Source organism: Roseateles sp. GW821-FHT09H11 (assembly GCF_059415845.1).
This window is the reverse complement of record NZ_JBWKOA010000007.1, coordinates 390,309-405,318: the sequence shown is the minus strand read 5'-3', so window position 1 is coordinate 405,318 and position 15,010 is coordinate 390,309. Positions and strand designations below refer to the sequence as shown.

12 protein-coding genes are annotated in these 15,010 nt (G+C 69.3%); 3 read left to right on the top strand and 9 right to left on the bottom strand.

Annotation, left to right across the window (positions count from 1 at the left end):
• Window positions 1–1,671 (bottom strand): GDYXXLXY domain-containing protein, encoded by a 1,671-nt coding sequence (locus AC07PR_RS23875; protein ID WP_377158216.1) that lies wholly within the window; start codon window positions 1,669–1,671, stop codon window positions 1–3.
• Window positions 1,668–2,618 (bottom strand): DUF2157 domain-containing protein, encoded by a 951-nt coding sequence (locus AC07PR_RS23870; protein WP_495136778.1) that lies wholly within the window; start codon window positions 2,616–2,618, stop codon window positions 1,668–1,670. Before AC07PR_RS23870 ends, AC07PR_RS23875 begins: the two co-directional genes overlap by 4 nt.
• A 112-nt stretch (window positions 2,619–2,730) precedes the next feature.
• On the opposite strand from AC07PR_RS23870, the gene AC07PR_RS23865 reads away from it, so the two are divergent.
• Together AC07PR_RS23865 and AC07PR_RS23860 are read left to right on the top strand one after the other, a co-directional pair.
• Window positions 2,731–3,402 carry a dienelactone hydrolase family protein gene (locus tag AC07PR_RS23865; RefSeq protein ID WP_377158220.1) on the top strand — a complete coding sequence of 224 codons (672 nt, stop codon included), beginning with the start codon at window positions 2,731–2,733 and terminating at the stop codon, window positions 3,400–3,402.
• 12 nt (window positions 3,403–3,414) lie between these two features.
• Window positions 3,415–4,908 (top strand): M28 family peptidase, encoded by a 1,494-nt coding sequence (locus AC07PR_RS23860; RefSeq protein ID WP_495136777.1) that lies wholly within the window; start codon window positions 3,415–3,417, stop codon window positions 4,906–4,908.
• A 131-nt stretch (window positions 4,909–5,039) separates the two neighbouring features.
• Here AC07PR_RS23860 and AC07PR_RS23855 read toward each other — a convergent pair whose 3' ends face one another.
• The 7 genes from AC07PR_RS23855 to AC07PR_RS23825 form a co-directional block, all read right to left on the bottom strand.
• Window positions 5,040–5,726, bottom strand: coding sequence for a YciI family protein (locus AC07PR_RS23855; RefSeq protein ID WP_377158224.1), 687 nt, complete (start codon window positions 5,724–5,726; stop codon window positions 5,040–5,042).
• Window positions 5,727–5,786: 60 nt separating this feature from the next.
• Window positions 5,787–6,230, bottom strand: coding sequence for a methylglyoxal synthase (locus AC07PR_RS23850; RefSeq protein ID WP_377158226.1), 444 nt, complete (start codon window positions 6,228–6,230; stop codon window positions 5,787–5,789).
• Between the two features lie 36 nt (window positions 6,231–6,266).
• Window positions 6,267–7,625 carry a glycoside hydrolase family 18 protein gene (locus AC07PR_RS23845; RefSeq protein WP_495136776.1) on the bottom strand — a complete coding sequence of 453 codons (1,359 nt, stop codon included), beginning with the start codon at window positions 7,623–7,625 and terminating at the stop codon, window positions 6,267–6,269.
• Window positions 7,626–7,723: 98 nt separating this feature from the next.
• The gene (locus AC07PR_RS23840) at window positions 7,724–8,431 is read right to left on the bottom strand and encodes a hypothetical protein (RefSeq protein ID WP_495136775.1); all 708 of its coding nucleotides are present in this window, start codon (window positions 8,429–8,431) and stop codon (window positions 7,724–7,726) included.
• A gap of 73 nt (window positions 8,432–8,504) precedes the next feature.
• Entirely contained in the window at window positions 8,505–9,284 is a 780-nt protein-coding gene (locus AC07PR_RS23835; protein ID WP_495136774.1) for a zinc metalloprotease, read from the bottom strand.
• The gene (locus tag AC07PR_RS23830) at window positions 9,281–10,171 is read right to left on the bottom strand and encodes an EamA family transporter (protein WP_377158233.1); all 891 of its coding nucleotides are present in this window, start codon (window positions 10,169–10,171) and stop codon (window positions 9,281–9,283) included. The genes AC07PR_RS23835 and AC07PR_RS23830 overlap by 4 nt, the downstream gene beginning before the upstream one ends.
• Before the next feature lie 331 nt (window positions 10,172–10,502).
• The gene (locus AC07PR_RS23825; protein WP_377161616.1) at window positions 10,503–11,078 is read right to left on the bottom strand and encodes an Lrp/AsnC family transcriptional regulator; all 576 of its coding nucleotides are present in this window, start codon (window positions 11,076–11,078) and stop codon (window positions 10,503–10,505) included.
• 240 nt (window positions 11,079–11,318) lie between these two features.
• On the opposite strand from AC07PR_RS23825, the gene AC07PR_RS23820 reads away from it, so the two are divergent.
• Complete coding sequence (locus tag AC07PR_RS23820; RefSeq protein ID WP_495136773.1) at window positions 11,319–14,879, top strand: indolepyruvate ferredoxin oxidoreductase family protein; 3,561 nt, start codon at window positions 11,319–11,321, stop codon at window positions 14,877–14,879.
• The last annotated feature ends 131 nt before the right edge of the window (window positions 14,880–15,010 follow it).

Genomic DNA, 15,010 nt, shown 5'->3' with positions numbered 1-15,010 from the left:
TCACAACGGCTTCAGATCCTCCCCCACCACCCGCACCAGCAGGCCCTTGCCTTCGGGGGTCACGCGGAACTCGCCGTACTTCGCCGGCTGCCAGCGCTCGGCCTCGCCTTCCTTGAAGAACCAGGCGTCGGACACGAAGGTCCATCGACCGTCCTTGGGCGTGAGCTCCAGCAGTTGCGCTCCGGCTGGAGAGGCCTCGCCTGGTTCGAGCATCCGCGCAGACTGCACGACGCCGCGAGCATCGACCGTCGCCGCGATCTGCAGACGATGCCCCCACAGCGGATCCTTCTCCCGCGATAGCCGGGTCCATGTGACATTCCCCAACGTGCGGCTCCAGCTCACCCCGGGCAGGTCGTAGCTCAACTGCATGTAGTCTCCCTGCATCAGCGAACGCGGATCGACCGGCGCCAGCTTCACGAAGACCGGGCGGCCATTGGCGATGAGCTGCTCCCGACTGGCGATCAGGACGTTCACCAGCACGAGCGACAGCACGCCCGCGCCGAGCAGCACCGCTGCAGCGCCACGCAGCGCGAGCGCCGGTCGCGCCTCGCCATCGGACAAAGGCGCCGCCGGATGCCACGCCAGCCAGCGGACCCATGCGGCGAGCGCCGCGCCGGCGGCCACCAGCGCGAGGGACTTGTGGGCGAGCGGCAGTTGCCACTCGTAGTACAGCGCCCCGATCGCCCACACCGCTGCCGCGCCGGCGAGCGCGGCCAGGCGCCAGCGTCGCGTCGACGCCATCAACGCCAGCACCAGCAGGATCCCGCCGAGCGCCGGCATCAGCGCCGAGAGCGCCGCCATCAGCAGCACCGGCGGCAGCAGTCGCGCGGCGCCCGTGGGCCGCCAGCGGCGCAGCAGCCACATCGCGCCAGCGAGCGCGAGCAGCGCCGACAGGGCACGGCTCGCCCCCACAAGGAACACATGGGTGCTCGTCAATTCCCGGGTGAGGCCACGCAACATGTCGCCACTTGAGAACGCACCGACGGGTGTGAACGACCAACCCGCGGCCACCGCGTGCATCACCAGCACGGCGACCCACCAGCCGCTCAGCGCCGATTCGAGCGCCGCTGCGGCAGACGCGGTGCGGGCATCACGACCCAACCGGGTTTGCAGCAGCCACAGCAACCCGCCTTCCGCCAGCAGCATCGCAGCGGCCATCAGAGACAGTCCGCCGTCCCATTCGTACCAGGCCCTCGGCGCGATGCCCTCGATCCACAGGTGCCCGAGGTAGCCCGCCAACGCCGCCATCCCGACGCCGAGCAGTCCGCGCAGCCAGCCCTGCTTGAGCAGCACGATCAGCGCCGCGCCGATGGCCAGGCCGATCCACGCCGCGCCGGCGTGCGAGAGATCCCGCTGCAGCCCGTAGCCGAGGCACACGAGCCCCGTCGGCAGTAGCGGCACCGCCGCCTGCTCCAGGAACAGCGGAATGGCCCGCGCCCGCAACAGCACGACGGACAGCGCGATCAAGGCGATGCCTTCGATGTACGGCATCGGGCCGCGATCCCAGTCGCCCCCGAACAGCATCGCGAACAGGAAGAGGAACGGCGGCACTGCCAGCCAGGCGCCGAGCGCCGTCAGCAGCACCACCGGCCAGGGCCGCTCCGGCACATCGGTCCCGGCGGGCACCAGCCCCTCTGCGCGCGCTTGCGCGATCCAGTCAGCGCCGCTCATGCACGCGCCTCCAACGCGCGTACGCGCCGCATGATCAGGCTGACGCTCACCGCAAGTAGTGCGCAAGCCACCAGGCCGATGAGGAAGACGCCGCCGATATCGCCCTTGGCGTCGATGATCAAGCGTGCCAGCCCGACGACCAGCAGCGTGTCGACCGCCAACGCCAGCGCGCTCATCGCATAGACCTCGCCGCGTCGCCACGCCAGCACGAGCCCCACGCCCATCACGCCGAGGCCCAGGAAGTACTGCGGCGCCACGTCCCTCGCGAACAGCCCGCCCAGCGCTGTCCCCGAGATCGCGATCACCGACGCCAGCACCGCCAAGCGCCATGCCCAGGGCTGCGCGAGCGGATCCGGTCGCAGCGCGAGCCTGGCGCACAGCAGGCCGTACGCGACGAAGCCGATGGCGTGCACCGGCACCGTGGATGCATCAAAGCGCCACGAGTGCCCGCCGAAGGTCTCCATCCACAAGCCGATGCCGGTCGCGACCACAAGCGCCCATGGCGTCCACGTCAGGTCCGAGCGCGACGCCCACGCGATCGGCAGTCCGAGCGCGGCCCAGAGCGCGAAGAGCTGCCAGGGATCGGCGCCCGTCTGGTAGGTCTGCCCGAAGAAGGCCAGCAGGCCGCCCAGCGTCAGGAAGGCCACCATCGCCAGCGGCGCGCGCCACGGTCGCAGCGTCGCCGCCGCGATCAGGCAAACGGCGAGCACCGCCTGCAGCAGCCCGAAGCGCATGACGCGCCCGAAGTCGTCCCAGTTTGCCGCGACCCACAGGATCAACCCGAACCCGATCAACCCTGCCGCCAGCGCGCCCGCGCCGCGCCGCAGCGGCGTCCACGGATCGCCCGGCGGATCATCGACGCCGCTGAGCGCCCGCAAGCGCCGTGCGCTGGTCGCATCCAGGCCCTGGCGGGCCGTCCATTGGTACAACTGCTCGTGCAGACTCACGGGTTCCTCCCTCAGGATGCGACCGCCCGCAGGGGTCGCCGGTGATGTTCTTCGAGGGGGACGATTCTTCCTCATCCTTCGCTTCTTCCTCTTTCGGCACTGGGAGTTCCAAATGGGACAGATGATCGACTACGAACGCCCCGACGGCGGCACCACCGCCGGCTACCTCGCCAGCGCCGGCGACGGCGCGCCGGGCATGATCCTCATCCAGGAATGGTGGGGCCTCAAACCCCACATCAAGGACATCGCCGAGCGCCTGGCCTCCGCCGGCATCACGACGCTGGCGCCCGACCTCTACCGCGGCCGCATCGCCGCCGACGCGGACGAGGCCAGCCACATGATGGACGGCCTGGACTTCGTCGACGCCACCACGCAGGACCTGCAGGGCGCGCTGACGCACCTGCGCGAGCACCTCGGCTGCGGCCAGGTCGGCGTCATGGGCTACTGCATGGGCGGCGCGCTGACCATCCTCGCCGGCGTGAACCTCAAGGACCTGCAGGCGGCGGTCTGCTACTACGGCATTCCGCCGGCCGAGTTCGCCGACCCGGCCAAGATCGAACCGCCCTTCCTCGGCCACTTCGCGACGCGCGACGACTGGTGCACGCCCGAGAAGGTCGACGCCCTGGAGGCCCGGATGAAGTCGGCCGGCAAGCAGCCGGTCATCCACCGCTACGTCGCGGACCACGCGTTCTCCAACAAGACCCGCCCCGAGGTCTACGACGAGGCCGCCGCCGAGCTGGCCTGGTCGCGCACCCTGGACTTCCTCAAGCAACACCTCGCCTGATCGACTGAGCCCATGACCCTCCATCGCCGCCGCCTGATCCCCACCGCCGCCGCTGTCTGGGCGCTGATCGCTGCTTCCGCCATCGCACAGACCACGCCGGCCTCGGGTCCGGCGTCGGCGACGGCGCGCGCCGCCTCGGAGACCGCGGCGCCGCCGCTGGATCCGCGCGTGGCGCCGCTGCTCGCGGACATCTCCGCCGAGCGCATCGAGCAGACCATCCGCAAGCTGGCCGCCTTCGGCACGCGCCACACGGCGTCGGACACGAAGAGCGACACGCGCGGCATCGGCGCCGCGCGGCGCTGGATCGAGCGCCAGCTGAAGGACTGCGGCGCGAAGGCCGGCGGCCGGCTGCAGGTCACGATGGACGCGTTCATCGAGCCGGCGGGCAATCGACTCTCGGCGCCGACGGAGTTGGTGAACGTCGTGGCCACGCTGCCCGGCGCGTCGGCGGGCACGCCGCGCGAGCGCATCCTCGTGGTGAGCGGGCATTACGACTCGCGCAACAGCGACGTGATGGACGCGCAGGGCGAGGCGCCCGGCGCCAACGACGATGCCTCCGGCACGGCGGCCGTCATGGAGATGGCCTGCGCGGCGGCCAAGCAGCGCTTCGACGCGACGCTCGTGTTCATGGCGGTTCCGGGCGAGGAGCAGGGCCTGCTCGGCGCCCGCCACTGGGCCCGGCGCGCCCGCGCGCAGGGGTTGAACGTCGAAGGCATGATCACCAACGACATCGTCGGCAGTTCGCGCGGCGACAAGGGCGAGCACGATCCCAAGCGGCTGCGCCTGTTCGCCGACGGCTTCGATCCGCTGCTGCGCCTGCTGGTCAACGCGAACGCCAACAGCCCGGCCAACGAGGACGAGGTCAAGACCAACGCGGCGATCCGCGCGCAGCTGCAACCGCTGGCGGTGGCCGGTGGCGGCGAGGAGCTGCCGACGCAGCAGTTCGGCCGCCACCTGAAGGCTGAGGGCGAGCGCTACCTGCCGGGCTTCCGCATCGACCTGATCCAGCGCCGCGACCGCTACCTGCGCGGCGGCGATCACCTGCCCTTCCTGGAACGCGGCTACGCGGCGGTGCGCTTCTCCGAGCCCTTCGAGGACTTCCGCCACCAGCACCAGAACCTGCGCACCGAGAACGGCGTCGTCTACGGCGACCTGCCGGAGTTCGTCGACTTCGGCTACGTGGCCGACGTGGCGCGGGTCAACCTCGCGGGAGTGGCGACGCTGGCCTGGGCGCCATCGCCGGTGAAGGGCGCGCGCATCGACGCACGCGAGCTGACCAACGACACGACGCTGCTGTGGACCGCGAACGTCGATCCGGAACTGGCGGGTTACCGCGTCGTCTGGCGCCGCAGCGAATCGCAGGCGTGGGAGGGCGCGAAGGACGTCGGCAAGGTCACGACGGTCACGCTGCCGCTGTCCAAGGACAACCTGATCTTTGGCGTGCAGGCGGTGTCGACGTCGGGCCATGCGAGCCTGGCGAGTTATCCGTTGCCGCTGGCCCGCTAACCAGAGCCCGAACGCCTCGGTGTCCTGGTCGGCGGGAGCCGGGGTGCCCCCGGGCGATTTAGCGGAGCCTGCGAGCGTATGAGCCCGGGGGTGCCCCGGCTCCCGCCGACCTGCTCGGTCCAACGCAGGACCTATCGCAGCACGCCCTTCCCCAGCCACTGCCCCCAGATCTTCATCGTCACGCGCTGATCGGAGAGTCCGGGGTATTCGGCCATGGTCTTGCGCAGCGCCGTCTCGTCGGTGCCGCGCGAGAACACGACCTCGCCGATGGGCCCGTCCTCCAGCGAGTACCAGGCGCCGATGACGCCCTGGTCGAGCGCCCGCTGCAGGAAGATCGGGACCGCGTCCTTGTCCTGCTCCTGCGCGCGGCTGAACAGCACGATGCGGTGCTCCTCGATGCCGTTGGGATCGATGCCGGTGTGGTTCAGCGCCTGGTGCACCGTGGCGGGCTGGGCGTTGACGACCATGTAGCCCTCACGGACGTACTGGTCGGGCTCGAAGTAGCTCAGCAGGATCTGCCGGTTGGGGGCCTTGACCACGACGATGCCGCGCTTCTGCTTCAAGGGGTCGCGCATCGGTCCGGCCGCGAAGAGCTTCTCGTCGGCGAAGAGCCGCTTGAAGTTCTCCAGGTGCCCGGCCTGCATCGCAGCAACGGCCGCCTTGTCGTCGGGGACCGGCTTGCCGGTCTCGAGGAAGATGAAAAAGTACTGCTCGGCTGCGATCATTGGCGGACGGGTCTGTGCGTGGGCCGGCAGCGCCGCAAATGCGGATAACGCGGGGAGAGCCGCCGCCGTGGCGATCAGGGAACGTCGTTGCATCGGAGTCTCCTTCTGTCGTTGACCGGGGCCAGCGTCGGACTCCGGCGTCGACAGATGACTCTACTCCCGGCCGCCGCCCGTGCCGAGCACCTGCAGCGAGCGCAGCATCAGCCGCCCGCTGGTGACGTTGGTGGCGCAGGCGACGTTGTGGACGTCGCAGGCGCGGACCAGCGCGTTGATGTCCGGTTCATGCGGCTGCGGCGTCATCGGGTCGCGCAGGAACACGACCGCGTCGACCAGCCCGACTGCCAGCCGGGCGCCGATCTGCAGGTCGCCGCCGTGCGGCCCGGACAGCATCCGCTCGACCGTCAGGCCGACCTCGGCCGTCAGGCGCGAGCCGGTCGTGCCGGTCGCCACCAAGTCGCAGCCGCCGAGGAAGCCGGCGAACTCGGTGGCGAGCATCACCATCTCGTCCTTCTTGCCGTCGTGGGCGATCAGGGCGATGCGCAGGCGCGCGGGCGCGGCGGTCGTCGTCGCGGAATCAGGAGCGGTGGAGGCAGTCATGGCCGCGATCGTAGGCCCGGAGGAACGGCGCGCGAGTTACCGGCGAGGTTCTTTCTGCGTCGCCAGCGGCACGTTGCCGACGCCCCGGTTCATCGCGTTCAGCAAGTCGCCGTTGTCCTGGCTCAGCTCCCAGGCGAAGACGCCCGCCAGGCCCTGGTCGCGCACGAAGCGCCCCTTAACAAGCACGGCACGCGGATCGTCATAGCCCATCCAGAGCTTCTGCGTCGGATTGAACAGCGACCACGACTGCGTCACCGGGTCCCAGACGGACTGGTAGCCTGCGCGGCCCTTGCCCTTCGCATCGAGGATGCGGCCGGCGATCTCGCGATAGCCCTGCGCGCCCTCGCCGCCCGGGTACGCGCCGGTCTTCGCGGCGCCAGCCTTGGTCTCGCTCACGCCGGTGAAGCCGCGGCCATACATCGCGACGCCGGCCACCAGCTTCGAGCGCGGCACGCCGGCCTTCTCCAGGTTGGCCACCGCGCGCTCCAGGCTGTCGTCCGCCTGCGGCGACGACGAGCGCAGCGTCGTGTGATGCCCCGCCACCGGCGACCACATGCCGTAGAAGTCGTAAGTCATCATGAAGATGAGATCGAGCGGCTTGGACGCGTCCTTGAAGTTGATCTTGCCGACGATCGAGTCCATCGGATTCACGGCAGTGGTCAGCAGATAGGGACGGCCCGTCTCCGCGGTCAGCGCGTCCAGCGCCTTGCGCAGGTCGGCCATCAGTTCCGCGTAGGACTGGCCATCCTGCGGACTGCCGAGCTGCACGCCGTTGGCCGCGCCGTTGTTGCCGGGATGCTCCCAGTCGATGTCGATGCCGTCGAAGGCCGGATGATCGCGGAGGAACTGCTGCGCCGAAGCCGCGAACACCGCGCGCTTCGCCGAATCGCCGACCAGGTGGAAGATCGGATCCGACCCGCCCCAGCCGCCCACCGAGGCGACGATCTTCAGATGCGGCGCGCGCTGCTTGTAGCGTTGGAATGCGTCGTTGAAACGCGTGTCGATCGGGCCGGTGCCGATTTCGAAGTCCTTCTTGCCGACGCACTTGGCGGCGTCCTTCTCCAGCTGGCCCGGGCCGCACAGGCGCAGGAAGGCGTAGAGCACGTGGGTCAGGTTTTGCGGCGGCACGCGCTCGATCAGCTCGACCGGCTCCCAGTTGGGCACGTAGATGCCGACGATCTTTCCGCCGGTGCGCTCGAACTCGACCGGCTTCGCGCCGAAGAGCGCGTATCCCGGCGCCTGCGCAGGGGCCTCCGACTTCGCCGCGGCCTTTGCGCCGGGCTTGACCTCGGCCGCCGGTGTTGCGGCCATCGCGGCCGAGGCGGCGATCGCACCCAGTGCGGCGATCGCGGCGGTCAACGGGGTCGGAATGCAGGACAGGACTCGAGCAGACATGCGGGGCCTCCAATGGACGCCGCAGCTTAGCGGATCGAGCCGAAAATTAACACCAGTCAAATACCAATTTGACTGATTCACCGAGTTCGGAGGAACCTTTATGGAGCCACTTCGACCCGAAGCTGCAGTTCGCGGAGCTTCTGTACCTCCGCGTCCCGCGTGCTGTAGGTATTGCGGCCAGCACTCGACGTCACGCTGCCGGTGCGCGCGATCGTGACCCAGATGCCGAGCGGGGCCTGGACGGTGCTGAGGACGTCGGTGCTCGGCCGCTGCTGGCCGTCGGGCAGCGACGTGCCATAGGCGCCCCCCTGCGGCATCTGCGCCTGGTCGGAGGCCCGGACCTCGACATCCACCGGGCTGCGACCGCCCGGCCACTTCGGTCGGACGACGATGCCCCGCACACGCTCGGCCATGCCCTGGCGCGGCACGACGACCACGCGATCGCGCTCGCCGCGCTGGCGGTCGAGCGCGACATCGACCCATTGGATCGGCGTCGATTCGGTCATCGTGAACGAGGCCTGCGCGCCGTTGAGGACCAGCAGGCGCGGGAACAGCTGCTGGCGTTGCTCGCGGTTCTCGGTGGAGAGCGTCACGCCGCCGCGTGCCGACACGCTGCCGCCGGTGCTGACCACCGTGCTGCCGTCGCGGATGCCCGCGACCGTCGAGCCGCTGAGCTCGGACTCGACCCAGCGCAGCTCGACCTGCAGGTTCTGCTTCGGGCCTTGCGCGTGGACCGGCGTCATTACGGAAACACCGACGCCGAGCGCGGCGGCGGCAAGAACGGCGAGACGGCGATGCAGATTCATCACGCCAGCATACGCCGCGAGGACGTCCATCACGACCCCAGTCACGCAGCCCATCCCGAGGCCACCCAGGACCTCACCGGTTCAGCGCTCTGCAACGGTCGATGTCGCAGGCGGTGGGCAGCATCGAGCGGTACTCGACGACGCTGCCCCAGCTCTTCGGATCGCGCAGCGCGCAGCGCTCGCCCTTGCCGTTGTCGTAGTAGGACATCGTGTCGACGCAACGCTTCGAATGCGCCATCAGGCCGAAGAAGTGGCCCATCTCGTGCGAGAGCACCATCTGCAGCGTCTGGTCCGCCGGGTGCTTGGGATTGCGCTCGCGCAGCAGCGCGAAGAGGCCCGGCCCGATCGACAGGCTGCGCGCCGTCACGTTGGCCAGCGCGAACTGGCCGCGGCTGCCGACGTCGCTCCAGAGGATCTGGATGGCGTCTTCCGGCGGCACCTGGCCGCGCGGCACGGCGATGACGGCGAGCTTCAGCCCGCAGGCCGACCAGGCCTCGGCGGAGCGTGTCAGCAGCGCCATCACCTGCGGCTCGCTGAACCACGGCGGCGCGTTGTCATGGCGATAGGCGAAGCGCAACGAGCGCGTCGCGATCGCGCGATCGCGGCCATCGCCCCAGGTCTGCACCTCGCCGGGCAGGCATTGGGCGATCTCCTGGTCGCGCACGGAGGGAATCGTCGTGGGCGCCTTGCCCTTCTCGGGCGGGACGAACTGAGCGTTCGCGCCACGGGGCGTGAGCGCACCGAGCAGCGCCAGCGCCAGGGCCAGGGCCAGGGCGGCCAACGCGCCGGCAAGCCGGCGATGCGCGCGCGCACCGAGGCGCATGTCCATGCGCATGCCGGCGCCCATGCTCATGCCTTCGCGGTCCGCAGCACGCCGCGCACATGCGGCCACAGCAGATTGATCGCGAGCCCGCTGATGACCAGCGCCGCAGCGATCAGCTTCCACGGCGGCAGGCCTTCGCCGAGCAGCAGCGCCGAGCAGCTCATGCCGAATACCGGCACCAGCAAGGCCATCGGGACGATGGTCGCGGCAGGGTGGCGCGACAGCAGCCAGCTCCACGCGCCGTAGCCGAAGAGCGTGTTGCCGACCGACTGCCAGAGCACGGCGCCCCACGCGCCGACGCTGGCGTTCTGGATCGCCTCACCCATCTGCGCGGGACCTTCGACGATGAAGGAAAGTACGAACAACGCGGGCGCGGCGAAGGCGCTGCTCCAGACGACGTAGGCCAGCATGTTCACGGCGCCGGCGCGCTTGCCGACGATGTTGCCGCTGGACCAGCAGAGCGCGGCGAGCAGCACCATCGCCAGACCCAGCACAGTGGTCGTGCCGTCGGTGTGCGACGCGATGACGCCGATGCCGGCCGCGGCCGTGACCAGGGCGAGCCACTGGAATCCCTGGACACGTTCGCCGCTCATCTTCATGGCGAGCAGCAGCGTGAAGAAGACCTGCGTCTGGATGACGAGCGACGCGAGCCCCGGCGAGATCTGCGAGCGCATCGCCAGGTAGAGCAGCGCGAACTGCCCGACGCCAACGAAGGCGCCGTAGGCGGCGAGGTTGCGCCAGCCGACCTTCGGGCGCGGCAGCAGCAGCATGGCGGGCAGCGCGGCGAAGGTGAAGCGCAGCGCCGCGAACAGCAGCGGCGGGAACGCGTTCAGGCCCCAGCGGATCACGACGAAATTGCTTCCCCAGATGGCGACCACGGACAGCGCGAGCAGGAAATGGCGGAGCGGTAGCGTCATGGCGGCCAGGGAGCGAGGGGGGATCGTCGACTATGCCAGCGGGGCTCTTCTCCGGCCCGGTACACGGGCATGCGAGTGCGACCGGTACAGCCCGAGAAGACCTTCGCTCTCATGCGCCCCGGTACTGCGTCGGCACTTGGCCCTCACCCCTCCCTCTCCCGCAAGCGGGAGAGGGTGAAAGAGGAGCGAGCCTGACGAACTCCCCCTTTCGATTGGGGGAGAGGGGGAAAGGAGCAGCGAGCCTGGCGAACTCCCTCTCCCGCTTGCGGGAGAGGGTGGGGGTGAGGGCCAACGGCGGTGGAAGTGCTGAAGCCTTCTTGCGATGAGGGCATCAGCCCTTCGGCTTCAGATGCCCCAGCGGCAACGCGCCTCCCGCTTTGACCTCGCCAAGCGAGAAGCTCGTGTGGATGTCCTTCACGTTCGGCAGGTTCAGCAACGTGTCGATCGAGAACCGGCTGAACGCATCGAGGTCGGTGGCCATCACCTCCAGCTCGAAGGTCCCGGCGCCGCTGATGTAGTGGCAGGCGATCACCTCCGGCAGTTGCCGGATCGCCTCTTCCAGCTGCTTGGTCGCCGCGCCGTTGTTGCGGTCCGCGTCCACGCGCACGAACGCCAGCACGCCCAGGCCGAGGCGGCGACGGTCGATCTCGGCGCGGTAGCCGGTGATGAAGCCCTGCTCCTCCAGCCACCGCACCCGCCGCCAGGTCGGCGCCGGCGACAGGCCGATCCGCGTCGCCAGCTCGGCGTTGGACAAGCGCGCCTCGCGCTGCAGCTCACCCAGGATGGCCACGTGATACCGGTCGAGTTCGCCGCTTGCCGGAGCACCGGATCCGCCCGCGTCCTCTCCCCGATCGGCGCTCCGGTCGACCCCCTCGTCGACGCCCGCGGAACCCGCCGTCGCCCTCATGGTTTTCCCTGAGGCGCCATTTTTCGATGCCATTTGAATTCCTATCGCCATTCCGGGAAAGATTCTTGCTCAAACGACCGCCGCCGGCGCGGAACTAGCAAACACTCGCCGGGCATTGTTTCCTACACTGTTCTCTGCGTTTTCCGCGCGCCGCCATACTCGGCGCGACGGCAGCCAAGGCACACGGCCTCGCCACAAGCGGGGACCGGAGGTCAGCCACCCATCAGGAGACTCCCCCGCATGAACGCCCCCTTGCCCGAACACATCCTGCGCGCCCTCGAGAAGGTCACGCTGGATGACAAGTACGCACTCGACGAGGGCCGCGCCTTCATGAGCGGCGTCCAGGCGCTGGTCCGCCTGCCGATGCTGCAACGCACCCGCGACGCCATCGCCGGCCTCAACACCGCCGGCTTCATCTCGGGCTACCGCGGCTCCCCGCTGGGCGGCTACGACCAGGCCCTGATGGCCGCGAAGAAGCACCTCGCCAAGCAGCACATCGTCTTCCAGCCCGGCGTCAACGAGGAACTCGGCGCCACCGCCGTCTGGGGCACCCAGCAGCTCGCGCTCTTCCCGGAGAAGGCGAAGTTCGACGGCGTCTTCGGCATGTGGTACGGCAAGGGCCCCGGCGTGGACCGCTCCATCGACGTGTTCAAGCACGCCAACATGGCCGGCACGTCCAAGCACGGCGGCGTGATCGCCATCGCCGCGGACGACCACATCGCCAAGAGCTCCACCGCCGCCCACCAGAGCGACCACGTCTTCAAGGCCGTCGGCTTCCCGGTGTTCTTCCCGAGCAGCGTCCAGGAGATCCTGGACATGGGCCTGCACGCCTTCGCGATGAGCCGCTTCTCCGGCCTGTGGTCGGGCATGAAGACGATCCAGGAGATCGTCGAATCGTCCAGCAGCGTCAGCGTCGATCCCGACCGCGTCGAGATCCTGATGCCGGAGGACTTCCAGATGCCCCCGGGCGGCCTGCACATCCGCTGGCCCGATCCGCCGCTCGATCAAGAGGCGCGGATGATGGACCACAAGTGGTACGCCGCCCTCGCCTACGTCCGCGCCAACAAGCTCAACCACAACGTCATCGCCACGCCGCATGACCGCATCGGCCTGATCGCGTCGGGCAAGGCCTGGAACGACACCCGCCAGGCGTTGCACGACCTGGGCCTGGACGACGACAGCTGCCGCCGCCTGGGCATCCGGCTACACAAGGTCAACGTCGTGTGGCCGCTGGAAGCGACCATCACCCGCGACTTCGCCACCGGGCTGCAGGAGATCCTCGTCATCGAGGAGAAGCGCCAGATGATCGAGTACCAGCTCAAGGAAGAGCTGTACAACTGGCGTCCGGACGTCCGCCCGAACGTGCTGGGCAAGTTCGACGAGACCGACGGCGACCGCAGCGGCGGCGAGTGGAGCCACCCGAACCCGAGCAGCAACTGGCTGCTGCGCCCGCAGGCCGACCTGACGCCGGCCATCATCGCCCGCGCCATCGCCAAGCGGCTGAAGAAGCTCGGTGTCGACGCCGACACCGCCGCGCGCCTGGACGCCCGCATGGCGCTGATCGACGCCAAGGAGCAGTCGCTCAAGAGCGAAGAGAAGACCGCCGGCGGCGCCGACCGCACGCCGTGGTTCTGCTCCGGCTGCCCGCACAACACGAGCACGCGCGTGCCGGACGGCTCGCGCGCCGTGGGCGGCATCGGCTGCCACTACATGGTCACCTGGATGCCGGGCCGCAACACCGCGACCTTCACCCAGATGGGCGGCGAAGGCGTGCCCTGGGTCGGCCAGGCGCCGTTCACCGACGAGAAGCACATCTTCAGCAACCTCGGCGACGGCACCTACTTCCACAGCGGCATCCTGGCGATCCGCCAGTCCATCGCCGCCGGCGTGAACATCACCTACAAGGTGCTCTACAACGACGCCGTCGCGATGACCGGCGGCCAGCAGGTCGGCGAGCGCCCCGAGGGCCACAGCGTCACGCAGATCATGAACAGCCTAGTCAGCGAAGGCGTGGCCAAGCTGATCATCGTCACCGACGAGCCCGAGAAGTACGACGGCAAGCCGCTGGCGCCCGGCGTGACGGTGCATCACCGCGACGAGCTGGACGCGCTGCAGCGCCAGTTCCGCGAGATCCCCGGCACCACGGTCATCATCTACGACCAGACCTGCGCGACCGAGAAGCGCCGCCGCCGCAAGCGCGGCAAGCTGGTCGATCCGGCCAAGCGCACCGTCATCAACGAGCTGGTCTGCGAAGGCTGCGGCGACTGCTCGGTGCAGTCGAACTGCCTGTCGGTCGAGCCGCTGGAGACCGAGTTCGGTCGCAAGCGCCAGATCAACCAGAACACCTGCAACAAGGACTTCTCCTGCGTGAAGGGCTTCTGCCCGAGCTTCGTCACCATCGAAGGCGGCGAGCTCAAGAAGCCCAAGAAGGACAAGCGCGTCAGCCCGTTCGACGCGTCGCTGCCGGTCATCCCGCAGCCGACGATCCCGAACGCGGTCGAGGCCTGGGGCATCGTCGTGGCCGGCGTCGGCGGCACCGGCGTGATCACGATCGGCCAGTTGCTCGGCATGGCCGCGCATCTGGAGGGCAAGGGCGTCATCACGCAGGACGCGGCCGGCCTCGCCCAGAAGGGCGGCGCGACCTGGAGCCACATCCAGATCGCCAACACGCCGGACGCGATCCACTGCACCAAGGTCGGCACCGCGGAGGCGGACCTGGTCATCGCCTGCGATTCCATCGTCGCCGCCAACAAGACGACGCTGGCCGTGATGCGCGAAGGCCGCAGCTTCGTCGCGCTGAACACGCACGGCTCGCCGACCGCGACGCTGGTCAACGACGCCAACTGGTCCTTCCCCGGCGCCGCCTGCGAGGCCGCCGTGCAGAAGGCGGTCGGCGCCTCGCACCTGGGCATGTTCGACGCGGAAGAGGTCGCGGTGAAGCTGCTGGGCGATTCGCTCTACACCAACCCGCTGATGCTGGGCTTCGCGTGGCAGAAGGGCCGCGTGCCGCTGAGCCTCGCCGCGCTGATGCGCGCCATCGAGCTCAACGGCGTGCAGGTCGACAACAACAAGGCCGCCTTCGAATGGGGCCGTCGCTGCGCGCATGACCTGGCCGCGGTGCAGTCGCTGTTCGCCGCGCAGCAGGTCATCAACTTCGTCAAGCGCCAGGGCGTGGACGAGCTGATCGCCAAGCGCGTCGAGTTCCTGACCGACTACCAGAACGCCGCCTACGCCGAGCAGTACCGCGCCTTCGTCGAGAAGGTCCGCCAGGCCGAGGCACCGGTGGGCGGCACGCGCCTGACGGAGGCCGTCGCGCGTTATCTGTTCAAGCTGATGGCCTACAAGGACGAATACGAGGTCGCCCGCCTGCACACCGACACGAAGTTCCTCGACAAGATCAAGGGCCAGTTCGAAGGCGACTTCAAGGTCGTGCATCACCTGGCACCGCCGATGCTCGCCAAGAAGGACGACCACGGTCATCTGCAGAAGCGCCCCTTCGGCGGCTGGGTGCGTCCGGCGATGGGCGTGCTGGCCAAGCTGAAGGGCCTGCGCGGCACCGCCTTCGATCCGTTCGGCTACACCGAGGAACGCAAGACGGAACGCCAGCTGATCGCCGACTACCGCGCGACCATCGAATCGATCCTGGCGAAGGGCCTCAGCACCGAGCGCCTGTCGACGGCGGTCGAGTTGGCCCGCATTCCGGAAGACATCCGCGGCTATGGTCACGTCAAGGAGCGCCATCTGAAGGCGGCGCGCCTGAAGTGGGACCAACTTGCCAAGCAGTGGAACGACGTGGCGTGATCTTCCACCGCCACGGTTGACGGCCGGCGAGGCGCGGGCTCTCCGCGACGCATGGGGCGCCCCGCCAGGGACCCCATGCATCTCGCTCCGGCCCCACACCCGCTCGCTGCCCTCGGGCGCCATGCGCTCGG